The organism is Neobacillus sp. NPDC058068 (assembly GCF_042885335.1).
Classification (GTDB): Bacteria; Bacillota; Bacilli; order Bacillales; family Cytobacillaceae; genus Neobacillus.
The window spans coordinates 65789-90342 of record NZ_JBHVSI010000023.1 but is presented as its reverse complement, the minus strand read 5'-3'; the positions used below and the strand labels follow the sequence as shown (position 1 = coordinate 90342).

General features: G+C 37.6%; 22 protein-coding genes. 11 read left to right on the top strand and 11 right to left on the bottom strand.

Features of this window, described 5'->3' with window-relative positions:
• Nucleotides 1-269: 269 nt before the first annotated feature.
• From ACFVSW_RS23065 to ACFVSW_RS23035, 7 genes are all read right to left on the bottom strand, one after another.
• Nucleotides 270-758 carry a DinB family protein gene (locus tag ACFVSW_RS23065; RefSeq protein ID WP_090635767.1) on the bottom strand — a complete coding sequence of 163 codons (489 nt, stop codon included), beginning with the start codon at nucleotides 756-758 and terminating at the stop codon, nucleotides 270-272.
• Between the two features lie 1168 nt (nucleotides 759-1926).
• On the bottom strand, nucleotides 1927-2241 hold the full coding sequence (locus ACFVSW_RS23060) for a hypothetical protein (protein ID WP_387318952.1): 315 nt from the start codon (nucleotides 2239-2241) through the stop codon (nucleotides 1927-1929).
• 155 nt (nucleotides 2242-2396) lie between these two features.
• On the bottom strand, nucleotides 2397-2648 hold the full coding sequence (locus ACFVSW_RS23055) for a helix-turn-helix domain-containing protein (RefSeq protein WP_387318951.1): 252 nt from the start codon (nucleotides 2646-2648) through the stop codon (nucleotides 2397-2399).
• A gap of 45 nt (nucleotides 2649-2693) precedes the next feature.
• Nucleotides 2694-3362: a competence protein ComK gene (locus ACFVSW_RS23050; RefSeq protein WP_387318950.1), complete on the bottom strand. Its 669-nt coding sequence runs from the start codon at nucleotides 3360-3362 to the stop codon at nucleotides 2694-2696.
• A 303-nt stretch (nucleotides 3363-3665) separates the two neighbouring features.
• Nucleotides 3666-4442 carry a hypothetical protein gene (locus tag ACFVSW_RS23045; RefSeq protein WP_387318949.1) on the bottom strand — a complete coding sequence of 259 codons (777 nt, stop codon included), beginning with the start codon at nucleotides 4440-4442 and terminating at the stop codon, nucleotides 3666-3668.
• A 1489-nt stretch (nucleotides 4443-5931) separates the two neighbouring features.
• Complete coding sequence (locus tag ACFVSW_RS23040; protein ID WP_387318948.1) at nucleotides 5932-6882, bottom strand: cation diffusion facilitator family transporter; 951 nt, start codon at nucleotides 6880-6882, stop codon at nucleotides 5932-5934.
• A gap of 34 nt (nucleotides 6883-6916) precedes the next feature.
• The gene (locus tag ACFVSW_RS23035) at nucleotides 6917-7252 is read right to left on the bottom strand and encodes an ArsR/SmtB family transcription factor (protein WP_387318947.1); all 336 of its coding nucleotides are present in this window, start codon (nucleotides 7250-7252) and stop codon (nucleotides 6917-6919) included.
• Nucleotides 7253-7632: 380 nt separating this feature from the next.
• Between ACFVSW_RS23035 and ACFVSW_RS23030 the strand changes: the two genes are divergently transcribed.
• Complete coding sequence (locus ACFVSW_RS23030; RefSeq protein WP_387318946.1) at nucleotides 7633-8130, top strand: DinB family protein; 498 nt, start codon at nucleotides 7633-7635, stop codon at nucleotides 8128-8130.
• 309 nt (nucleotides 8131-8439) lie between these two features.
• On the opposite strand, the gene ACFVSW_RS23025 is transcribed toward ACFVSW_RS23030, so the two are convergent.
• Together ACFVSW_RS23025 and ACFVSW_RS23020 are read right to left on the bottom strand one after the other, a co-directional pair.
• A protein-coding gene (locus tag ACFVSW_RS23025) for an IS3 family transposase (protein WP_387318945.1) occupies nucleotides 8440-10001 on the bottom strand; the annotation gives its coding sequence in 2 pieces (ribosomal slippage) (nucleotides 8440-9368 and nucleotides 9368-10001; 1563 coding nt in all).
• A gap of 346 nt (nucleotides 10002-10347) precedes the next feature.
• A complete protein-coding gene (locus ACFVSW_RS23020) occupies nucleotides 10348-11634 on the bottom strand; it encodes an MFS transporter (protein WP_387318944.1) in 1287 nt (428 codons plus the stop codon).
• Between the two features lie 92 nt (nucleotides 11635-11726).
• Between ACFVSW_RS23020 and ACFVSW_RS23015 the strand changes: the two genes are divergently transcribed.
• From ACFVSW_RS23015 to ACFVSW_RS23000, 4 genes are all read left to right on the top strand, one after another.
• Nucleotides 11727-12707 (top strand): LysR family transcriptional regulator, encoded by a 981-nt coding sequence (locus tag ACFVSW_RS23015; protein ID WP_387318955.1) that lies wholly within the window; start codon nucleotides 11727-11729, stop codon nucleotides 12705-12707.
• A 573-nt stretch (nucleotides 12708-13280) separates the two neighbouring features.
• The gene (locus ACFVSW_RS23010) at nucleotides 13281-13796 is read left to right on the top strand and encodes a MerR family transcriptional regulator (RefSeq protein ID WP_387318943.1); all 516 of its coding nucleotides are present in this window, start codon (nucleotides 13281-13283) and stop codon (nucleotides 13794-13796) included.
• Nucleotides 13797-13798: 2 nt separating this feature from the next.
• Nucleotides 13799-14740, top strand: coding sequence for an SRPBCC family protein (locus ACFVSW_RS23005; protein WP_387318942.1), 942 nt, complete (start codon nucleotides 13799-13801; stop codon nucleotides 14738-14740).
• A 189-nt stretch (nucleotides 14741-14929) separates the two neighbouring features.
• Nucleotides 14930-15754, top strand: a complete 825-nt coding sequence (locus tag ACFVSW_RS23000) for an MBL fold metallo-hydrolase (RefSeq protein ID WP_387318941.1) — start codon at nucleotides 14930-14932, stop codon at nucleotides 15752-15754.
• Between the two features lie 304 nt (nucleotides 15755-16058).
• Here the strand turns inward: ACFVSW_RS23000 and ACFVSW_RS22995 are convergent, their stop codons facing one another.
• On the bottom strand, nucleotides 16059-16778 hold the full coding sequence (locus ACFVSW_RS22995) for a DUF6022 family protein (RefSeq protein WP_387318940.1): 720 nt from the start codon (nucleotides 16776-16778) through the stop codon (nucleotides 16059-16061).
• Nucleotides 16779-16971: 193 nt separating this feature from the next.
• On the opposite strand from ACFVSW_RS22995, the gene ACFVSW_RS22990 reads away from it, so the two are divergent.
• Complete coding sequence (locus ACFVSW_RS22990) at nucleotides 16972-17439, top strand: MarR family transcriptional regulator (RefSeq protein WP_387318939.1); 468 nt, start codon at nucleotides 16972-16974, stop codon at nucleotides 17437-17439.
• A 247-nt stretch (nucleotides 17440-17686) separates the two neighbouring features.
• Entirely contained in the window at nucleotides 17687-18103 is a 417-nt protein-coding gene (locus tag ACFVSW_RS22985) for a VOC family protein (protein ID WP_387318938.1), read from the top strand.
• A 450-nt stretch (nucleotides 18104-18553) separates the two neighbouring features.
• Here ACFVSW_RS22985 and ACFVSW_RS22980 read toward each other — a convergent pair whose 3' ends face one another.
• Nucleotides 18554-20344 carry a S9 family peptidase gene (locus tag ACFVSW_RS22980; protein WP_387318937.1) on the bottom strand — a complete coding sequence of 597 codons (1791 nt, stop codon included), beginning with the start codon at nucleotides 20342-20344 and terminating at the stop codon, nucleotides 18554-18556.
• Between the two features lie 336 nt (nucleotides 20345-20680).
• Here ACFVSW_RS22980 and ACFVSW_RS22975 point away from each other — a divergent pair, with 336 nt between their 5' ends.
• Genes ACFVSW_RS22975 through ACFVSW_RS22960 form a run of 4 tightly spaced genes read left to right on the top strand, consistent with a single transcriptional unit; the run spans nucleotide 20681 to nucleotide 24538 of the window.
• Nucleotides 20681-21607, top strand: coding sequence for an ABC transporter permease (locus ACFVSW_RS22975; RefSeq protein ID WP_387318936.1), 927 nt, complete (start codon nucleotides 20681-20683; stop codon nucleotides 21605-21607).
• Nucleotides 21608-21609: 2 nt separating this feature from the next.
• Nucleotides 21610-22551 (top strand): ABC transporter permease, encoded by a 942-nt coding sequence (locus tag ACFVSW_RS22970; RefSeq protein ID WP_387318935.1) that lies wholly within the window; start codon nucleotides 21610-21612, stop codon nucleotides 22549-22551.
• 15 nt (nucleotides 22552-22566) lie between these two features.
• Nucleotides 22567-23580, top strand: a complete 1014-nt coding sequence (locus ACFVSW_RS22965) for an ABC transporter ATP-binding protein (RefSeq protein WP_387318934.1) — start codon at nucleotides 22567-22569, stop codon at nucleotides 23578-23580.
• A gap of 1 nt (nucleotide 23581) precedes the next feature.
• The gene (locus ACFVSW_RS22960; RefSeq protein ID WP_387318933.1) at nucleotides 23582-24538 is read left to right on the top strand and encodes an ABC transporter ATP-binding protein; all 957 of its coding nucleotides are present in this window, start codon (nucleotides 23582-23584) and stop codon (nucleotides 24536-24538) included.
• Nucleotides 24539-24554 lie beyond the last annotated feature (16 nt).

Genomic DNA, 24554 nt, shown 5'->3' with positions numbered 1-24554 from the left:
CTCATTTCAATTACAAGTAAATCCAATTACAAGGGATATGAAATCCTGCGAATAAGTGAGCATTCGAGAGATATTCGTATTAAACTGAGGGAGTTTAGGAAGAAGTTAAATATGAGAGAAGAAGGTTTACCTGATTCCTTTAATAGGTTTTGTTAAATATTATTGTTGTTTTTTAGGTATAAAATATGTGAACGTCCAAATAGGACGTTCACGTTCTTATTCCTTTAAAGCCCCCTATAATGGAATAACTGTAAAGCTAATAAATCTTTTTAAAAACTGCGTTTTGCTGCCCAAGCTCCTTGCATTTTACTAAGGAATACAATTTGGCCAATATGATAGGCGTCGTGCATTGCTAAACTCTTCAGTTCAATCACTAATGGATTGTCTTCAGGGATCTCTCTATACAAATCTTCTAGTTCTGATGTTGCTAGTATTTTTTCTAGTTCACGATGAACATAAAAGTATTCTTGTTTTGTTTTCTGCCAATTTTGAGATGTCTCAGTTGGTAATCGATATGTAGCGTCATTATTTTCTGCCTTTGGTTCATTTGTTGTTTCACCAAGAAATCGTAACAGAATTCTTTTTTCAAAGAAAAGCAAATGACAAACTAATTCCCAAATGGAATGTGCCCCCTCAACTGGTTTCCAAATTGCCTGTTCAAAAGTGATATCCTCTAGCACTTTTTCAAGTGGTGGAAACCAGTCTTCTTGATCTAAGCAACTTGCCCATTGCTGTAACAAAAGTGTCCTTACATCCATTTTCTATTCCCTCCAATTTAATCCCTTTAATAGATAATCCCTTGGTCAAAATTCATTTGCGGCGTGTTGTATATAGCTATTAAACTGCCCTTTAATGGAACAATGAACGTTCCGTTATTCGGAAAATTCTAATAACATTTTATCATATGGTTGTGTTAAATGAAAAGAACAGCTGTCTTAAGATTGGGTTGCTGCGGCAGCCTTTTTTTATTGTGCTAACGGGCAGTTTTGTTGAGGAAGGAATTTGAATACTTTTACGAACTATGTATAAAAATATTAAAAACAATAAGGGAGTAAGTATGTGACCTTGAATAATTTCGTGTTTTGGTTGATTTTTCTTATTACTGGAATAATTTTTTCTATTATCAATGTTAAAAAAGGAAAGTTGACTAAATTAGATGTATTCTTACTTTTCTTCATTTATTTTGTTTATTATTTTATAAGTTACCTATTCCACGATGACATGATGACTGTTTCTACTGTCCATAGGAATGGTGTATCAATTAGTTTTGTTGGGATTCTTTTGTGGGGCGGTACTTTTTTTTTAGTTAGATATATACTTGGAAAATGTGTTTCCAAGAAAAATTTTAAGAGGGAGTAAGTTTATGACCCTAAAACATGTCGTGCTTTTTTACATTATTGCTGGAATTTTTTTTGTTGTTTTTAAATCAATACTACGTGCCAATGGCATTCACATTCAAAGTGATATAATTAATGCATTATACTGGGTTATTATTTTTTTATTGAGTATCTTATTCATAAAAAGAAAAAGAAGGTCTGATAGATAAGACTTATAAATTGATAAAATCTTGTTCAACTAACGGAGGCTTTAGTTGAACAAGAACTTGCTTATTAAGTAGATTCTTTGCTTTGCAGTACAAATATACTGTGCAATAAAAGCTGGTAGTCCACTTTCTGGCGCTATTACGGAAAGCTTAACAAAAGCCTAATTCCTCGGTAAAAATAGGAGGATTAGGCTTTTTCAATTCAATATCTCTAAAGTTTTTCTATTGGTAAATGCGTTGACAGCAAGTGGTAAATTCCATGGCAACTGATGGTACAAAGCATGGCAGAAGTGGTACATTCTTGTGGCTGTAATCACGCTAAGAGAGAAAATGCGGCGAAAAGAAAAGTAAGAGCCACATATGTCAGCCCTTACTTGTGCTGTTTAATGAGTCATAGTGGGCTCCTGGTTCATGACCATTAGGATTTCAATCGCCGACATTTCTGGTAAACGAACAACAAAATCCGTTAAATCTTTCCTTGAGTAGAAAGCAAATGCTTCAAGTTCAAATGTAGGAACGTAATTCTGATCTTCCCTCAATATCAACTGGTACAGTCTCAATACATGCATGTCCTCCGACTTACCCGATAGCGCTGCTACGCCCAAATGCTTGGCAATGGGGCTGATAATGATACTTTCGATCCTCATTCCTTCTAAGATATCATCCGGAAAAATAACACTATCTAAGATTGAAGTCAAACTAATCCCCCCTTGATTATCACTTTCAGGTTAATTGTACTTGAAGTTTCTGAAATTTCCACATTCAATAACAAAGAGTGCTTTTTTTGACAAAGTTCTTATGTTTAAATCCTTTTATAGCAAGTGTTTAAAAAGAAAGAGTTAAAGTCTGAGTACTAAAACCGATCCCATAACCAATCGTTTTCGGGATGCTCTTCTATTTCTTTAAACATTTCTGAAACTTTCATATCAAGCCCTGCTGCAAGGGCAATGATTGTATCTAAGCCGGGTTTTTTAAGATTTCTTTCAAGACTGCTGATATAGGACCGATCTAAAGAGCTGCGATCTGCCAGCCCCTCTTGTGAAAGCTGCTGCGCCTTCCTCAAATCTTTCAATACCATTCCAAAATGAACCTCCGAATTCTTCAATGACATTCTCCTTTTGAACGATTGACATCGTATAGCTTGAAGTTTTTATTTCTGCTCATCTTCTAAGGAAGAAAAGTTGTACTTGCCTGTTTTCTCCTTGGACAGTTGGCGTCCTTCTTTTGGTTCGAGATAGAAGGTAACTGGACCAGGATGATTGCCTCGTTCCATCGACAACCGTATTAAATGCTTGGCTGTCTGGATTTTGTCATTGAAGGTAGATGATTTTGAATCGACCCTAATAGAATAACCATTACTTAATTCTACTTTCGTCTCATTGCCCATAGCTGTCGTTTTGATAATATGTTCGGGGTTAAACCAGATACAATCCACCTTTTGTGGTGATTTGTTCGGAAAAAGGGAAATACCCAGATAGGGATTAACGATGATTGGACACTTCTTTTTCTTGCCAAGGATCGATTTTGCCCCCGTCATTGCCCCTTTTAAATCAAATCCTATGTATGTTAATGTATCATTTAATAGATGTAAGGGCGGTCTGTCCACCAGAAAAGACGATTTTCCTGCCACGACACGTGCACACAGCTTCCCGATTTGGTCATATTCTCCCATCATTAAAATCATTTTCTTTTCAATAAAATAATTTTTTAGAATAATAATAGTATTCCTCTCCTTTAAATCAATTGATTTGAAAAAAAGTTTTCCTGCTACTATTTCTGATAAGAACTCTCTGATGAACAATAGGATTGCGCTTTTCATGTATGTGAACATCCTCCCCTTTCCGTAGCGGAAATTATCTAGAAAAAATGTTAATGATTACCTCCTCTTGTTAATTAAATAATAATTAGGACTTTATTACCACGGACTAAAGTACGCAAGAATCCCCATAATTCGAGCCAATTCGTGACAAATACATGACAATTCAGCAGGACGAGGGGATCTTGTCCCAACTCCTTACATGGATAAGCAAATTCTAATGAACCCCTTTTAGCTGACGCATGAATCATTCCATGGGAAGTGCCGATAATTTAAACCCTCTCCCAACACGATTTCCTCATCATTCTAGTCAAACATGTCATCAAATGGTGCGAAATAAAGATGGTTAAACTTCTTGCTAGTGATTCCGTAAAAATAGGCGAATGGATTTTTGACGTTTCCGTTGAACTTTAGCTTCCGGATGAGCTGCTTAAAGGATTGGATGGCGACATCTAGGATTTGATCCGGCTCATTTTCAAAAAGATAGTGATAGGCGGGAATTTGCGCCATTCTCCAATACTCTTCAATCGTCTTTGCTTCAGAAAAGAAACATTTCACCAACTGGACAAAAGGCTGTGGAACTTTGTCGCTAACATAGGTGGAATCCAGTTCAATCGGCTCTTCCTTACGTTCTTTTATCTCTTTATTTTTTGTTTCAGAAAGATTACTAGTTTCTTTAGGGTGGTCCATGATTTCCTGTTTGGGTGGTTCACTTGTTGGAAAACGATGAAACACATAGAGATTGCTGGATTGTGACCCATTTTTTCGTTCTGTTTCATAAACCGTAATCAGGCCTAGGTCCTTTGCTTTTAAGATCATCCGTTTAAACGTAGAGCGAGAGATGCCGTTGTCATGGTACTCATCGTGAATCGCTTTTAAAATAGTGCCAATCTTGGCATTGCAGACGCCAGGAATTTTGGCAGCAAAGCGCACCAGCCGTTTCATTCCAAGCAATTCTCCTTTTGAAAAATCATCCTTGTGTTCAGCTAGCCACATTTCATAATGAGTATTAAAATCCTTAAGTGAGGAAAACTGCGAAAACTGTTCAAATCCTTCAATAGTGCCAGATTTTAAATTCACCACATTAAAACCGCCCTTCATCGCTATGATCAAAGCCTTCTAACCGTGAGTCTAGACCACGTTTCCGGCACTTCTACGATATCGGGTTTAGCTAAATTAATCGAACCGAGCAAGTTCGTTTTTGGAGCGGTTTTTGAGCCCAAACGTTCATTTTTGCCCTCAAAATCGAATTTTGAAGCTGTTTTTTGCAATTTGGGGTGATTTTTTTATCATTTTGGGAGGGGGGGACAGGCTTCTTGTCCCAGACATTGTGTGAGATCCCGGGGCCATCGGTGTGATCCCCTTTTTGAAAGGCAACTAATTTCCATCCCTTTAACACCAACAACTTTTTGATTATTCCGTAATGGATTCTCAATGTCTGAATGGTTCTTAATTGTAGGCGGAATGGCTTTTTTTCTTGTTGTTGTCTTTTTTTCTTTTTTCTTCTTTCTTCTTCTTTTTGCCCACCTATCGACTAACGAGGAGTGAGCGTATCGTCTAGCTCTTCCCATTCAGGATCTATATATGTATCATTTTCATCTTGGCCGCTAACTTCATTGGCGAAAAACAACTCATCTCTTTGGTATTGCTAAGGTCAAATAAAGTAGATCCATTTTAAACCATTAGCAAGGTCAAAATGAGCATAGGGTGGTCTGATTACCGACTTGAATTTTGTCACAAAACTTTCAAATAATAAAAGGAATATTTTGTGACAAATGGGCCTTTTTTAACGATACGTTTGAGTTTGTGATGTGATAGCTGGAAATGAGTCAAAGAATGATAGTTTATGCACAAATTGCCCTTTGGAATGATGAAACGGATTATTCCTATTTAAATCCGATGGAATTCCGACAATCTTTTTCCTTATAAATAATATAAAAACGATACATACCAAGGAATTCGGCGTTTTTAATCAAACCTTTGACCAGTGTTGGGAAAAAGGAAATAGAGTGGAATTATGTAGATTGAAAAGAATGGAATCATTTTCTGGGGAATATTGTTCTTTTTTCTGCTAAAGTTCTAACAGGATATCGACAAATATTTTCTTACGAGATTAATAAAACCCTCTATAAAGAAACTAAACGTATCCATTCTTATAATCAATTTTACTATTGGTTCAAAGACCCTAAAAAGGATATCATGTCGCACAAGTTATTCCGGTAATTTGAATACTCGCTTCTTTAACAGCTTTCCTTTTTACTTCTGTGCTCATGATGTTTTCCACCTCTTCCATACCTATAGAATGTATATTTTTTTGAGGAAAAAAGAGTGCAATCGAAGCACTCTTATTCTACCTCGTATCCTTGATCTTCAATCGTTTCATAAATTTTATTAAGGGATACTTGCGATTCATTAAATGTTACTTCAACTTGATCATCTTCTAATTTTACATTACCATACCATAGTAGGGTATATGGAGAAGTAAAAAATTTCCAGTATGGCTAAAACCTTTTTTCAACACGATTTAAAGAGGATGCTACTAGAATGGACTCAATATTCTTTTTTACGTAATTTAATGATGATGGTGATGATGTCCAGTTGATTTAGCCTTCACTTTACATAAAATAGAATTATCATGCTTATGTTTAGATGTTTCAAATTGAATTGTCACATGTTGAATCCCCATATGTTCAAGATCATGTTCAATTTTACATAACATTTTTTCACTTTCTGCAATGGTTAATTTATTATTAACAACTACATGGCAAGAAAGGGCATTTAAGCCACTTGTAATCGACCAAATGTGTAAATCGTGAACACTTTGAATACCTGCAGTTTTTTTGATAGTTTGAATGACATCGTTCATATCTATATTTTGCGGTGTACCTTCCATTAATACATGTATCGCAGATTTTGTCACATAGTAACCACTACGTAAGATAAGTACAGCGACAATAACACTTGCTAATGGATCTGCCCAACCCCAGCCAAAAAACATGATAAGTAATGCTGCGATAATGGCACCAACTGAACCAAGCATATCACTAATAACATGTAAAAATGCTCCGCGCATATTTAAGTTTTCTTCTACATCCCCACCACGCATCATAATCCAAGCAACAAGAATATTGACAGCTAAACCAATACTACTAATTATCAGCATACCTTGTGAGGCTACTTCCGGTGGATTTGTAAAGCGTTCAATTGCTTCATAGAAAATATACAAAGCAATTAAAATAAGAGTTACACCGTTTAAAACGGCAGCTAAAATTTCAAAACGTTTATAACCAAATGTCTTACTTTGACTCGCTTCTTTTTCTCCTAATTTAAAAGCAATTAATGCAATAGCTAATGAAAAGGCGTCACTAAGCATATGACCTGCATCTGCTAAAAGAGCCAAACTATTGGTTAAGTACCCCCCAATGGCTTCTATAAACATATAACTTGCAATTATTAGAAACGATAGGAATAATATTTTTTTATTTGTGTTATGTGCATGATTATGATCGTGATGATCCGCCATATAAATTCCTCCATTCATTTAATAACTTGATTTTTTAAACATGACTAGCATGCTCAATTGCTTGTTTCAATAAATTCATAATGTGATTATCGTCATGTGAATAATATAATGTTGTGCCTTCTCTTCTAAATTTGACTAATCGCAAATTTTTTAAGAAACGTAATTGATGTGATACGGATGACTGACTTAAATTTAAAATTTCCGCAATATGATTGACGGAATGTTCATCCGAACATAACAAGTTTAAAATGCGAATTCGTGTTGGATCGCTTAACGCTTTAAAGGTTTGAGACACAACAAATAATGTTTCTTCGTCTATATGCTGATCTTTATTCATTTCAAGTTCATCTTTATTCAGATCCTCATTCATGTAGGATTCGCCTCCAGTAGTGATATGTTTGTTATTTTATTATATGAGCATATATTCATATAATAAAATATATACATGCACCTGACGATTGTCAATCATAAATTATTTAAAAGGATTCTAAAAATAATCTTTCAGCGATATTTCCGATGAAACCTAACTGCTAAAAAGCCACTAGTATGAACACTTTAGTCTTGCTTACAGCATATTTGCTAAAAATACCAAATAAATTAAAATATTCCTTATTCAACAAACGGGCCATTTAATTGAAGATCTCATTAGATAAATAATAATATTTAAAGGAATAATTCATTCTGATAAAGAATATTAAAAAAGAATAAGTTAATTGCTCTTACAATACCCATAAGGGAGGAGAGGAATTTATGGTCAAAAAACTGATCGTCGGCGACGCATCGCATGAACTGGCCACTACACGCCGCATTCTGGAACGCTTGCCCGAGGAGCATATGACGTGGAAGCCGCACGAGAAATCGATGACGCTCGGCGGGCTGGCCACGCACCTGATCAACCTGCTAAACTGGCAAGTCGCGATTTTTCAGTACCCGGAGTTCGATCTTTCGACCGTGCCGCTGAGGCGCGAGCCTTTGGAAAAACGCGCTGACGTTCTGGAGGAGTACGATGTAAACGTCGGCAAGTTGGAAAAGCTGCTCACCGAATGCGAAGAGAAAGCGCTCGGCGAGGAATGGACTCTGCGCCACGGCGACCATATCATCCTCCGAGAGCCGCGGGCGATCGCGCTCCGCACCTTCGGATTAAGCCACATGGTTCATCACCGGGCGCAGCTCGGGGTTTATTTGCGGCTTCTCGATATTCCGGTGCCGGGCATCTACGGCCCCTCGGCCGACGAGGAAGCCCAATGAATTAAGTTTCTCGTCCAATACTCGCCAAAAAGTCGTAGGTCACTGGCATGAACGCCGTTACTCTACTACAACGGACAAGAATAATTATACTCCTTGATCACTAACAGTTGAGGATTTTTAATTGAATAATACCAGTTAATATCAGCTTTTTGTTTATTCAAGAAAAGGGCGCTATTGTTGAGCAACGCAGTTAGAAAATGATCAAACTTTTTTATAAACTCGAAATTTAAATATGCAAGAGAAGAATCTATTTTGATTAAACTTTGAACTGCTCCCTGTCAAGTAGACAGTAAAAATAATAAAAATACTTTAAGCGGCTTGAAGCCTGTATTCCAATGGGCTTAAGCCGTTTAATCTTTCTTGGTAACGTTCGTTATTGTAAAATTGAATATAATTATCTATCGCTTGTTGTAACGCTTCAAATGTCTCATACTTATGTAGGTAATATTTTTCACACTTCAACGTTCCCCAAAACGATTCCATTGGTCCATTATCTATACATTTTCCTACACGTGACATGCTATGAATCATTTTTGCTTTTTCTATTTTTCTCTTATACCCATGCGACGTATATTGATACCCTCGATCACTATGAATCAATGGATGTTCATTCTCTTTTAATATAGTGATAGCTTGATCCAATGTTTGAAATACCAATTTATTATTGTTTGAATGTCCCAATACATAACTAATAATGGAGCCATCGTAAAGATCTAAAATGGCGCTTAAATACGTTTTCCGTCCGTTTCCTAATTTGAACTCCGTGACATCTGTTACCCATTTTTCATTGGGCCTGCTTGCAGTAAATTCACGATTGAGTCGATTTTCAGCGACATATTGAGCAGATGAGGGAACATAGCGCTTTCTTTTCCGACGAATCACGGACTGTAATCCAGCGATGTGCATTAAGCGATAAATACGTTTGTGATTAAACTTTTTATGATATTTCCTATTAATATTTAATTTCATCCTTCGATACCCATAAATGCCTCCTACTCGTGCATAAATAGCTTGAATATCCTGAAGAATTGCTTCATTCTCTAATTCTCTAGCTGTTGGCGTACGCTGTAGCCATTTGTAATAAGCAGCACGAGATACACCAGAAATTTCACATAAAAGGATTACTGGTAGATTTTCATTCGCATGTAAATCTTGAATCACTCTATATTTATTTTGTAGACGAATGCTTGTTAACGACACCTCCTTTCGAGTTCCTCTAACTTTTTTAAAAAAGCATTTTCTGCACGTAATCGTTCATTTTCTCGCTCTAAACGTTTCATTTCCAGTTTAAACTTTTCTTCATCTGTTAATTCATATTCCTCTTTCTTTCGACCGCGTTTATCTTGTAGTGCTTCTTCACCATGCGCTTCAAACCTCTTGACCCATTGATATACCTGTTGATAAGAAACACCATAGCTTTCGGCTGCGAGTTGATAGTTTTTCTGATGTTGTAGACAGTAATTTACAATTTGAATTCGTTCTTCTAATGTTGTTTTTCTTCTACTTGTCATAGAGTTTGTCATTCCTTTTCCGGTATCATTTAATTCTCTATGACTATTATACTTTTTAATCCATTTTCTCAAAATCGCAGTACTGGATATATTGTATTTTTGGATAATCTTGCTTAACGAATAGTGCCCTGATAGATAATCATTGACGGCTGCTAACTTTAGCTCTTTTGAATACGGCTTCCAAGAAGTCGCGTCTATTAAACCTTCTTCACCATTCACTTCATACCTCCTATTCCAATCCCTAATCGTCCCAGGATCAACAGAAAATTTAGAAGTAATGTCAGCTATTGAATGATGACCATCTTTATAAAGAGCTAAAATAGCCAATTTTTCAGCTTTAGAATATTTCATTCGAGCCATAAAAAAACTCCCCTTAGATAAACAGATTTTTATTTTTTATCTGTCTACCTAATGGGGAGCATATCACTTTCTTTCAAAATGGATTCTTCTTATTTACAATAAAATACGGGTTTGCGAGGTATTTTTGATCAAACTTTCTTTCAAATCAACAAAGGAAACCCAAATTAAAAAACCTAATTTCTCGCTTAAAGCACCTAGAAATTAGGTTTTGGTTACTTCAGAAAAGCACCTTTTAATCATTAAATTATAGAATCTATTGAATACAGGATGCTTTTCAGAATCTATAAAAACTTTGTCAGAAAAATAATTTATCCTGTGCAGTAAGAGTAAAGTAAATACATCAGTTTTAGCTTTCTGCACATTGCTTCATTATTCCTTCTTTAGGTAATTGACTTGAATGTTGTTTTTTAATAATAATGACAAATAAGCTTGCTAATATACAGAAAACTCCTGCCAAGAAGAATGTCCAAGTGTAAGAGTTGAAAAATTTATATATTAGACCCCCTCCATATGCTGCTACTGCAGCACCAGCCTGATGCGAAGCAGAAATCCATCCATATACTATTCCACTTTTTTCAATTCCAAAGACTTGCCTCGATATGCCAACAGTTGGTGGCACTGTTGCAATCCAATCCAATCCGTAAAAAACAGAAAAAATAATTAGTAACATAAAGGAGCCTTTAGATAACGCAATAGGAAGTAAAACAAGTGATGCACCTCGTAAGGCGTAGTACCAAAATAATAACCATCTATTATCATAGCGATCTGACAACCAACCAGATATGGTTGTACCTAGCAGATCAAAAACCCCCATTAATGAAAGTAGCGAAGCAGCTGTAACCAAAGGTATGCCGTAGCTGGTACAAAAAGAGACAAAGTGAGTACCGATTAAACCACTTGTTGAAAGACCACAGATAAAGAAACTACCTGCTAGCAACCAAAATTCTTTCACTTTTACTGCTTCAAATAAACCGTTGAATGCAATAATAATAGGATTTTTCTTCTGTACTTTATTATTATCTTCTATTTCTTTTTTAAGACCGTAAGGAAGAATACCAATTTCTTTTGGAGAATTTTTCATAAAAAATAAAATGAATACTAGCATGATCACACAAAGTATCATAATTAAAGCAATCGCCCAACGCCACGAATATCTTTCTATAATATTCGCTAAGATGGGAAGCAGAATTAACTGACCAGTTGCTGTGCTTGCTGTTAATATTCCTAACACAAGCCCCCTTCTTTTTTCAAACCATCGGGTCACTACATAGGGACTTAGCACTGTTAGGAATAACCCTGAACCGATCCCTATAATAATGCCCCAGATGATGATGAGTTGCCACGAATGCTGCATCATTAGGGTAAGCAAAGTTCCTATCAACATTGTTACCATAGATAAAAGCATCATCTTCTTTAAACCAAGTACTTCAATCAATGCAGCCATAAAAGGACCTGATATACCATATAAAAATAAACCCACAGCAAAAGCTAGTGAAATTATTGAACGGTCCCAGCCAAATTCATTTTCAAAAGGTTCTATGAAGACCCCTGAAGATGACCTTACAATTCCAGCCACAATAATCGAAAAAAATGTTATGGCAAGAATAAACCAGCTATAGTGTATACGTTTCAAAACTCAACCACCTCTGTTGTCTTCATATGATATCCTGCTTTCTATAGTCCTTTATATTAACTCATGACTTATTATCAGTAAAATTGAAAGATATGATGGTATCCATTGAATTTTTTGATACTATAAAAGCAATAATAATAATGAAAGTTGGTGAAATGATGGAAATACGCCATTTTGTTACGTTTAAAATGATCATTGAAATGGGTAGCTTCACACAAGCAGCAGAACAATTAGGTTACACCCAATCCACGGTGACTTCTCATATTCAGGCTATTGAAGAACAAATAGGCGCACCTCTGTTTGATCGAATGGGTCGAAAGGTTAGATTGACTGATATTGGCAGGAAGTTGTTGCCTTATACTCAAGAGATTTTAGATACCTATGGAAAGATCGAAAGCATTAACAATGATGGAGAGGATGTAAGAGGGGAGTTAAAGATTGCGGCTCCGGAATCTCTAACGGTATACCGCCTAGAACCAATATTAAGAGAATATAGAAAGAAGTTTCCTCATGTAAGCATCAGTTTAAGTAACGCCACCTGCGGTGATAACAAGAGAGCAATCCTTAATGGTAGTGCAGATATTGCATTTGTCATGTTGCCAGAGTTGCAGGATTCAGACTTAATCGTCCATTCGTTATTGGACGAACCTATTGTCCTTGTTGGAAGCGCTGATTGTTGTTCGCTGAATAGTTTAGATAAAAGCTGCGGAAACCAAAAGATAAGTGAGTGTTTGATTGTAAACGAGAAAGAATGCAGTTATCGAAAGATGTTTGAAGAATACCTTGGAGAACGGGGAATTGTACCTTCCCACACGATGGAGCTTTGGAGTATAGAAGCGATGAAACGTTGTATAATGAGTGGGCTTGGTATTGCTTGTTTACCTTTAATGACAGTAAATGATGAAATCAAGGAAGGGAAGTTAAAAATTATTCCCTGTGACGGTGGCTTTACACAAATTTTCTCCCAAGTAGCTTATCACAAAAATAAGTGGATTTCTCCAGCTTTATCAATGTTTATCGATATTACTTTGAAACATGCAAGTGACTGGTCATTTGCGGAGACTACTTGTTGAGTGAACATGGTGATTTTCTTGTTTTAGGTTTAGGCTCTGTTATAACTGAATGTTGAATTCACTGTGTTTGAAAAATAAACGGAAAAATTCCGTTTAAATTGGGAAATATCCATATTTCCTTAAAAATAAAGGGAGTTTTTCCGTTTATCTTATCCAAATCGTTGAATTTTGCCTAATTTAGAGCAGTTAATCGGAATATCTCCGCTTATATCTGCTTCTTAAGCTTCCTTTATATACATTAGCCGGAAATTCTCCGCCTATGAATTCTCAAACCTACACGAAAATCAACAATGAATAATAACAGAGCCTAGGTTTAAACAGTGATATTCCATTAAAGGGCGCATTTCTGCAGTAAGAATTGTGCTCTTTCTTATGTTAAGGGCCAGATTGCTGAGGAATCATGAACAGTAAACATACCGGTTAAAGATTGTTAGTGAGAAGTTACACTAAAGCAAACGGGGCAGGATATAGATTTTCTCATAATTCAAAAAAATTTTTATCATCCCTTGACTCTTACGTGACGTAACGGTTTATAGTAAAGATACCGGTAGAAATTCGCGCGAAAATAAGGGGATGGTTATTTTAGTTTCAGGTAAGAAGAAATGGAAGACAGGAGAGCTTGCAAAGTTAACAGGTTTAACGATTCGGACCTTGCGCTATTATGACCAAATTGAACTGTTCTCACCATCAGACTATTCAGAAGGAGGATATCGCCTATATAACGCCACAGATCTTTCGCGGTTACAGCAAATTCTTAGTCTAAAAGATTTAGGGTTAACGCTCGAGGAAATTAAATCGATCCTGGCCGACGATACGTATAACCCTATTGAAGTGGTGAATCTTCAAATAGAACGTTTAAGAGAAAATATTAGAGTTCAACAGAAGCTGTTAAAAGAATTGCAAAATGTATCTGAAATTTTGCAAACGAAAGAGACATTGACGGTTCAAGATTTTACAAATTCAATTGGAATGATGAAGAAAAGCCATGAAAATTATTTTTACGGGCACCAAAAGAATATGGAGCGCCAATTTGATCGACTTGGGGAATTCCTTGCTAATCATCCGTCCCACCAAAAAAGGAGGAAGTGAAAATGAAAAAGCACTTTGCAACACACGATACCTTTGTTATTGAAAAGATGTATAATGTCACACCTGAAGTGGTATTCGCTTCATGGGCGGACCCAGAGCTTAAAGCAAAATGGTTCACTGAGGCGGAAGAGTTTGATTTTCGAGTGGGTGGACAAGAGATAAATCATGGCGGCCCTCCAGGAGGTCCTGTTTACACATTTAAGGCTCAATATCAGGAGATCATTCCTGACCACCGTATTGTCTATTCTTACACCATGGATCTCGATGAAACACGGATTTCCGTTTCTGTAGCAACGGTCGAGTTTAAACAAATTGATGAAGGAACACACCTGATTTTTACCGAGCAAGGCGCATTCCTAGACGGCCATGATACAGCTGCAGTTCGTGAGCACGGGACAAGTATTATGCTGGATCAGCTTGGTGAACAGTTGAAAAATAATCAAGAGTTAACAGTATCCTCTGGGGTATCGAAGATTATTAACTCTCCTGAGCCAATCTCTGATCGTCAGATTGTCAACACACGTATCTTCAATGTACCACGTGAAATCATGTTCAAAGCATTCAGTGACCCGAATCATTTGGCAAAATGGTGGGGACCCGAGGGCTTTACTAATACGTTTCATGAGTTCGATATGCGACCAAACGGTATTTGGCGTTTCATTATGCATGGACCCAATGGTGTAGATTATGAGAATAAATCCATCTTTTCCGAAATAATTGAACCTGAAAAGATTGTCATCCACCATCTGGGGCCAATACATGAATTTTTATTAACCATTACATTTGCTGAGAAAGAAGGCAAAACCGAACTTATATGGCAAATGCTCCACAAATCAGTTAAAGAATGCGAAAAAGTGAGAAGTTTCTGTTACGAAGCCAATGAACAGAACTTTAATCGACTTGAGGCGGAACTGACTAAAATGGTTAGTCGCCGGGAACACTAATTTAATTTTATTAAAATATAGGCGCTAACATAGAAATTTTACTTATTCAGCTAAAGGGCGCTAATGTTGAAGATCCAGCTGCCATTTGGCGGCTTTTTCTTATTGCTAAAGGACAGATTACTCCAAAAAGGAATTTATCATATGTTTGTTGAATATTTTTTTTATGAGAAATAGAAAGGGTGATAAGTCTTGAATAGCTATATTTGTGAAACTTGCGGGGTTCAATATGAAAGTTCAGCGGAAATACCTGAGCAATGTAAGATTTGTACAGAAGAAAGACAATATGTTAATCCTTCTGGCCAATCCTGGACTACTTTAAAAAATATGAAGCAATCAAAAGAATATAAAAATGAAATCCTTTTAGAAGAAAACGGTTTATATAGTATTACAACTAAACCAGAGTTTGCGATAGGGCAGACAGCTTATTTAATCCAAACTGAGGGATTCAACGTATTATGGGACTGTATTACGTATTTGGATAATCAAACAATTCAACTAATTAATGAACTAGGAGGTATTCAAGCCATAGCATTATCTCATCCTCACTACTATTCAACTCAAGTAGAATGGGCAGAAGCATTTGATGTACCTATTTATATTCATGAAGATGACAAAAATTGGGTCATGAGACCAAGTAATAAAATCATCTTTTGGTCAGGTGAATCCTTCGAATTACATAAAGGAATTGTTCTACATCGTTTAGGAGGACACTTTAAAGGTGGAGCTGTTTTGGAATGGAAAGATGGTAATAATCAAAAAGGGATCTTACTAACGGGTGATATTATCCAAGTGGTTGCTGACCGTCAATGGGTAAGTTTTATGTATAGTTATCCTAACCTCATTCCACTGCCAGCATCTAAAGTCCACGAAATTGCAGATATCGTAAAAGAGTTGAAATTTGATCGACTGTATAATGCTTTTCATCGCATAGTAAATGATAATGCCAATATGTCAGTACAGAAATCAGCAAAAAGGTATACTGAAGCATTAAATGGAACATTGTTTACTACATAATGAAAGCTGTTTTTATTCTTTCAAGTTTGTGGAGCATTGGACTTAATATAAGCGAACCCCTAAGATACCCATACGTCAAGGAGTAGAAGATATCGAGGGGGTTAGCTACAATTTTAGGTAGAAACAGTAACAGTAACCGTGTGATCAACTGCAATCTGCTTACCGAATTGACTTTCGCAGCTTTCCTACGAGCAAGAATCTGCTAAGCGCTCGTTTTTAATGATTAAAGTAACAAACAGAGTCATTTAATTCCCATGGTCCTACACCTTAGAAGGCACGTAACTACAGTGCTTACTTTAAATTTTTACTCTCTTCCGAAAGCAGGACGTTTAAAGAAAGCAATTAGACGTCCCTGATAAGGAACAACTGACGTTAGTTCCCAGTTATTGTGTCCCCAAAGAGAAAGAGCATGATCAAGCATCCCCTCGCTCATTTCGGGGTTATCGATTTCAAGATAATCTCCCAATCCGACCTCAACACTGTATTCCCAACCTTGCTCCTTTTGTTCGTCATTGTCGATTTTTTCTGTTAAAAATGTACCGGTGAATTCGCTATATTTGGTGATGCGGGTGGAAGCACGGGAAAGCGCCTCGACGATCTCGCTTTTTTCCGTTTTCTCAAGTGCTATGATATCGGGTGAACGGGGTATACGAAACTGCGTATGATCGTGAAAGACACGGGTGACCATGCTCCCTATTGGAGTGCCATCGGCTCGTTTGCAAATATGCCACATGCACCGTTCCCGTTCTTCCGGCGGCCCCCAATACTCCAAAGATGAAGCCAAATGATCAGACTCCAAGACAAACCCTTCACGCTCAATTTCTTCGATCAAAGGCCCGAACAACTTACGTCCGAAGATTCCATAGGCAAATTCCCCTGACTTATCAAATGAATCCTGAAACTCCGATTGATATTCTTGCAATACGGATTTCCAATTATTCCGAGTATGTTGCTTCATGTAATTTGCAAGCGTATGAATAGTAATCTCTTTATTTTGCGAAAGAACTTCTTTCAGTGAATTCATTGAAAAAACACCTCTCAATTTATTTTTTCTCCCACTCATATAAGACATCCGCGTCTAACGATTGCTAATAATGTGCATATTCATTGAACTATTACTGTAGTTTTTGAATATATTATGTTTAATAAGAATCTTATCTCGTTTACTAAATATCTTATCTCGTGAGATATATTATTTATATGCGGAGGTTTTCAAAATGTTAAAAGAAAATTTATCGAGGGAACAATTATTAGAATTATTTAATGAGGAATTGAGGAACTTCAGCACGGAAACCATCATGTTCCATCAAAACGTAGCTGAAAGACTGGGCTTGAATTCGACAGATCACAAATGTCTGGATATTATCTTGCAGAACTATCCGATGACTGCTGGCAAGCTGGCCGAAATGACTGGCTTTACGACAGGAACTGTTACTGGCGTGATTGACAGGCTCGAAAAAGCTAGTTATGTGTATAGGGATAAAGATCCGAATGACCGTAGAAGGGTCATCATTAATGTACATCTTCAAAAAGTGGAGAAAGAGATTCTCCCTCTCTTCGCTTCTTTTAGCCAATCTATGAGAGAACTATTCGAAAAATATAATGAACAGGAGATTAAATTTCTGTTTGAATTTGTAGCCCGCAGTCGAGCTATACTTCACGAAGAGTCAAGGAAAGTAAGATAAAGTGGAAATCATTCAAGCGGTATCCTTACAGTTGAAGTTTGAGTAGGCATGCCGTGCATTTGGAAAGACATGTGGGTAATCTGAAATAGCCAAAAACGATCTGCCACAATCGGGCGTAATTCTTTATGTTAAAGGCCATTTTCTTGAATAAGAGAAGGTATTATTCGTAAGTAAATCGAAGTTAATCAGAAGATGTTTATTTAGTTTAGCATCGGGACGTACTATCCACATTAAGGAGGAAATCGATATGAGCGACATACAGACATTACGAGGACTCACCACAGTCAGTTTTTGGACAGATGATCTAGCAGCGGCAAAGAAGTGGTACGCTGAGCTATTGGGCATCGAACCATATTTCGAACGTCCTGGATATGCCGAGTTTCGCCTCGGCGACTACCAGCACGAGTTGGGCTTGATTGATAGCCGCTACGCGCCCGATGGTTCAGCGACCGGTCCGGCCGGTGCCGTAGTGTACTGGCACGTGGACGATGTAACAGCAACTTTCAAGAAGCTTCTGTCTATGGGAGCGAAAGAATACGAGGCACCCAAAGAGCGTGGCGAGGGGTTCATCACTGCTTCCGTGGTCGATCCCTTTGGGAACATCTTAGGCATTATGTACAATCAGCACTATTTGGAGGTTCTGGGTTCGACAAGAAATGCGTGACCCTCGCCGTCGTCATTCACCGTTCACCGAGGCTTTAATTCCGGTGACTGTCACTACCTGATATATGTCGAGTTTTGTAGGATCAGTGGTTTCCATATAGGGGTTTGGTGGATTTTTCATCGCAAACATCGATGTAGAACCGGTCTACATAGGGGTTTTGTGGATTTTTCATCGCAAACATCGATGTAGAAACGGTCTACATAGGGGTTTTGTGGATTTTTCATCGCAAACATCGATGTAGAAGCAGTCTACATAGGGGATTCGCCGGATTTCAAGCTCAAACCCCGATGTAGAACAGCTTACATTGTCATTTACAAAATCTACACCAACAAAGGACACACTAGACACGGAAAAGAAGGGTGACAGGCAGTTTGATAGTTTCCCTGAACAGTCATTTTGTCTGCAAATTTCGGGTCAGACTCTCACTCAGGGGGTCTAACCCAATTTAGTTTAATAGGTCAGATGCTTTTTCATAAATTCAACGGTGGTGCTGTTAAGCGTAATGTGGTTTTCTAATTTTTCTGTAAAATGGCCTTCGTCTTCGAAAATGATAAATTCTACTTCATTCCCTCGAGATTTCAAATTGTTGACAAGTTGTTCTGCTTCACTTATTGGAACTCGCGTATCATTTTTTCCATGGAAAACAAGTAATGGTGTTTTAATACGATCTGTCAAGTTAAGTGGTGCGATCTCCTCAAAAAATTCCGTATCATGTTCAAGTGAGCCGTATTCGCATTCCCTAAGTTTACGGCGCCATGGACCGGTATTTTCCAAGAATGTTTTAAAGTGTGAAATACCGACGATGTCAACTGCGGCTGACCAGAGGTCTGGATAATGCGTGATTGCTGCAAGAACCACAAATCCTCCATAACTTCTCCCCATAATCCCTACCTTTTCAGGGTCAATAAGGTTGTGCTCTGTCAAATGCCTAACAAGCGAGGCGATATCAGCAATCGCATCCATACGTTTTCGGACATCATCCAGTTTTACATAGTTTCTGCCGTACCCCATACTTCCTCGGATATTAGGGGCTATTACTGCAAATCCCTGTGAAGCTAAATATTGAATTGTTGGATGGTATTCGGCCGATATTTGCGATTCAGGTCCTCCATGAACATAAATCATTGCAGGCTGTTTCTTCTTTTCTTTTGCGTAATAGAAATAAGGGACTTCTAAACCATCAAAAGAAGTAAAGGAATGTAGTTCAGGTTCAATTAACTGTGCTTCAATTTTCTCTGATTTGCTAAAGTAGGTAATTCGTACTACCGTATTGGCAGAAAGGGTGTAACGCCAAATATCTCCCGGTTGAATAGGACTTTTTAGCGTGAAAATAAATTCATCGTCATTTAACCAGGATAAAGAATCAAGCTTTCCGTTTAGAATATCTTTTACTTGCATCGATTTATTGCTCTTTAGATCAAGAATATGTATAGACGAGATACCGCCTTCATTTACCGTATACACAAGCTTTTGTTCATCCGGGGATAATTTCATTTCGTCGATATCCCATTTCGGTATGTGAAGGACCTTCTTCATCTCATTGTTTTCAAATGTGAAAGAATATAAGGCCTTCGTATTATCATTTACGTCGCTTAATAAGAATCCTCCAGCTCCATCTTTAGTTAGCTGGACTGAATGAAAGCGCCCTGTTTTATCTTGTGACCCTATACGTTGCAATTTCTTTGTTTCGATATCTAATAGATAAAGGGCGTTATCGATGTTCGTCTCTTGGACGCTTATTAATAGCTTGGTACTATTATAAAGCCACTTAATTGGGGTACAATTTCCATTATACTCGTAAACTACTTCGTATTCCTTTGTCTCCAAGTTTTGCACATAAATATCGAAATACCCTGGATGCCGTCGATTGCTGCTCCATGCTATTTTTCTTTCGTCAGGTGACCAAGCTCCGAACAGATGAAAATAGTCTGGTGATATAACGAGCTCCTCCACCTGATTTAATGCATCTTTTACTAAATACAATTGCTGTTTTTCATTTCCTTTATGATCCATGCCAACTATTGTATATTTGCCTGTAGGCGAATGATGTACGGAAACTACTCGATCAGGAAAATCCATTACTTGCTTGATTTGCCCTGATGTTTCAGTCCATGTCCATAGTTGGGGAATTCCAGTTTTTTTTGATAAAAATGTTACCTGATTTTTGTTTGGAATGGTTTGTGATTCATATGCGGTATTCACTGTTAAATAATCCAATAGAAAATTTGTTTGTAAAGACATGCTGAGGCACCCTTCCTTATAAAGAATATTCATTTTTCGGAAAGGTAATAAATTTTTCCGAAAATAAAAATTTTTAAAATACATTGAATGTTTAGAATCACTGACTTATAATAAATTCATCGCTCTTTTGTCTGATAATACATAATATTATCAATTGTGTAAATAGTAACAGATTAATAGTAAAGTTATATAGTAAGTGAATGTTGGGTGAAATTTGGGGAGAAATCGTGAAATCCATTGCGAAAACTCCTTTTATATTTCAGCCATTATTTTTAGCAATTAAAAGAAATGATTAGGAAAGTTTCCGAAAAAATAATTTGTTATTGGGGGGTATTTATGTACATTTTAAAACGGATCGCAACAATGTTTTTGACAGTCTGGGTTATTGCCACGTTAACATTTGTCATTATGAAGTTTATCCCTGGGGATCCTTTTGCATCGGATGCTGATGTCCTTCCAGAAGAAGTACTCCAAAACATGCGAGCCAAATACAATTTGGACAAGCCTGTGCCGTTGCAGTATGTACTTTATTTGAAGAATCTTATCATGTTTGATTTAGGACCTTCGATTCAGTCAGAAACACGTGATGTAAACACACTAATTGCAGATGGATTTCCGGCGTCAGCTTTATTAGGAGTACAAGCCATAACAGTGGCACTTATATTGGGTCTAGCGTTAGGAATTCTAGCGGCTCTCTATCATAATCGTGTAATTGATTACCTTTCCATGCTGGTTGCGATAATTGGAATTTCTGTTCCAAGTTTTATTCTCGCACCGTTGTTAATTAAATTTTTTGCTGTTGAATTAAGATGGCTCCCGGTTGCTTCCTGGGGGACATGGAAACATATTGTGCTGCCTTCGTTTGCGTTAGCACTAAGTCCACTGGCAGTCATTGCCCGGTTTATGCGATCGAGCATGATAGAGGTAATGAATCAAAACTATATTAAAACAGCTGTAGCAAAAGGACTTCCAACTTTTGCGATTGTGATTAAACATGGGATTCGAAACGCTATTTTGCCAGTTGTTACCTTTATTGGTCCGTTATTTGCAGCACTTATTACCGGGACATTTGTTATCGAAAAAATATTCGCGATACCTGGGATTGGGAAATACTTCGTTGACAGTATTTTTAATCGTGATTATCCAGTTATTTTAGGAACGACTGTATTTTTCAGTGTCATTCTTATCTTTACGTTATTTGTAATTGATATCTCATACCGTCTCATTGATCCAAGAATTAAGCTGTCAAGTAAGGGGGATTAGGGGTGAATCCAGATAAAGTCAATGCATTATTCCGGCCAATACAGTCTAAACACTTGCACTTTGCCGAAACGGGGAGACCAAGTTTAAGCTTTTGGAAGGATGTACTACTCAATATTGTAAAAAATAAGCTGTCTATGGCAGGTATGTCTATCCTCTTGCTCATCATCATTATGGCTGTTATTGGTCCATATTTAGTCCCTTATAGTTATGCCGATCAAGACTTAACCAGTGGAAACCTTGCGCCAAATAAGGATCATTGGTTTGGAACGGATGATTTAGGAAGAGATGTTTGGTCAAGAGTTTGGTATGGAGCGCGGATTTCTTTAACGATTGGTGTAATAGCAGCCATGATTGATTTGGTTATGGGAATTCTTGTCGGCGGCGTTTCGGGGTACATGGCTGGCCGAGGCAAATTAGGAGATCGAATTGATAATATTTTAATGCGTATCGTCGAAGTTCTATATGCTATTCCCTATTTGTTAATTGTGGTTTTATTAATGGTCATTATGAAACCGGGTATATGGACGATTATTATTGCGTTATCCATTACGGGATGGGTTGGAATGGCAAGGATCATAAGAGGACAAATTCTTCAGTTAAAACAGCAAGAATACGTATTAGCTGCACAGAAATTAGGAACTTCTCACTTTAAGATCATTTTTAAGCATTTATTGCCAAATACAATAGGCATCATTATCGTAAATTTAACGTTTACGATCCCGCAGGCTATTTTTGCTGAATCGTTTTTAAGCTTTTTAGGACTAGGGGTACAAGCTCCGTTTGCCAGCTGGGGAACGATGGCAAATGATGCCTTAGGGGTTATTTTAAGCGGACAATGGTGGCGATTATTCTTCCCGGGTTTCATGATTTCATTAACCATGTTTGCCTTTAATGCATTTGGGGATGGATTACAAGATGCACTTGATCCAAGAATTCGCAAATAAGGGGGGAAGAACATCATGGATTACTTATTAAAGGTCGAAGACTTACAAGTGTCTTTTAAAACATATGGGGGAGAAGTCCAGGCTGTTCGAAATGTATCATTTGAAATAGGAAAAGGTGAAGCAATCGCCATTGTTGGTGAAAGCGGGAGTGGGAAAAGTGTAACTGTTCAATCCGTTATGGGGCTCATTCCAACGCCGCCAGGGAAAATTCGGAATGGAAAGGTTTTATTTGAGGGCAAAGATTTATTAAAACTCTCAAACAAAGAAAAACAAAAAATTCGCGGATCCCAAATAGGCATGGTGTTTCAAGACCCGATGACGTCTTTGAATCCAACGATGAAAATTGGGACGCAGATTGCGGAAGGATTGATTAGACACCAAAAGTTTTCCAAACAAGAAGCAAAGCAGAAAGCGATTGATCTCTTAAAATTGGTGGGAATTCCAAATGCCGATGAACGATATGATCAATATCCACATGAATTTAGCGGCGGGATGCGCCAAAGGGTTGTTATTGCCATTGCACTTGCCTGTAATCCGAAGCTGCTGATTGCTGATGAACCAACGACGGCTTTAGATGTGACCATCCAGGCACAAATTCTTGATTTAATGAAGGAACTGCAAACAAAGATGAATACCGCCATCATTTTAATTACCCATGATTTAGGGGTTGTGGCCGAGATGGCGCAGCGGGTCGTCGTTATGTATGGAGGAATGGTTGTTGAAACTGGCAGTGTTTATGATATTTTTGACAACCCGAAACATCCGTACACGTGGGGATTGTTAGAATCCATACCTAATCTTGATGCTGAGGAAAAAGAAAAATTAATTCCGATTGAGGGAGCTCCGCCGGATCTATTTTCACCACCGAAAGGCTGTCCATTTGCACCACGCTGTCCATACGCTATGGAAATATGTGTAGACCATATGCCAGAAGAATTTCAAATCGCTGATAACCATATCGCACGCTGCTGGCTAAATGATCCTCGAGCACCTAAAGTTGACCAGTTTGTTGCAGCAGGGAGGGAGTAAAGTGCCCGAAGAAATATTGAAAGTAAATAATCTAAAAAAATACTTTAAAATAAGCGCGAATCAACATGTAAAGTCTGTCGATGATATATCGCTTTTTATTCGTAAAGGTGAAACGTTCGGGCTTGTCGGAGAAAGTGGCAGCGGGAAATCAACACTTGGGAAAACAATTGTTGGACTGCATCATGCTACAAGCGGCAAGATGTATTTTGAAGATCAGGATTTAGAAAACTTAAATAGAAAGCAGCAACGAGAATTTAATCGCAAAATACAAATGATTTTCCAAGATCCTCATGCATCTCTCAATCCGCGAATGCGCGTTGGAGACATTATTGCAGAAGGTATTGATGCTTATAAGCTGGCAAAAGGGAAAGAGCGGTTAGATATTATTTATAATCTGCTGGAAAAAGTAGGTTTGAAATCAGATCATGCGCAAAGATTCCCGCATGAATTCAGCGGCGGACAGCGGCAAAGAATTGGCATCGCAAGGGCGTTGGCCGTTAAACCGAAATTTATTGTTGCAGATGAACCTATTTCGGCTCTTGATGTTTCGATTCAGGCACAAGTTATCAACCTATTAGAGGATTTGAAAGAGGAAGAAGATTTAACTTACTTGTTTATCGCCCATGATTTAGCCATGGTGAAACATATTAGTGACCGCATTGGGGTCATGTATTTGGGCAAAATGATGGAACTGTCAACTAGTTCTGAATTATTTAAAAACCCGCTTCACCCGTATACCCAGGCATTGCTTTCTGCTAATCCAATTCCAAATCCAAGTTTAGCACAGAAGAGGGAGCGGATTATCTTAAAAGGGGATCCTCCTAGTCCTGTTAATCCGCCGAGTGGCTGCAGGTTCCGAACAAGATGCCCTCATGTTAAAGATATATGCGCAAAAGAAGAACCAGTTTGGAAAGAAGTCGATTCAAACCATTGGGTTTCCTGCCATTTGTATTCGTGAATCATTCACGTTTGAT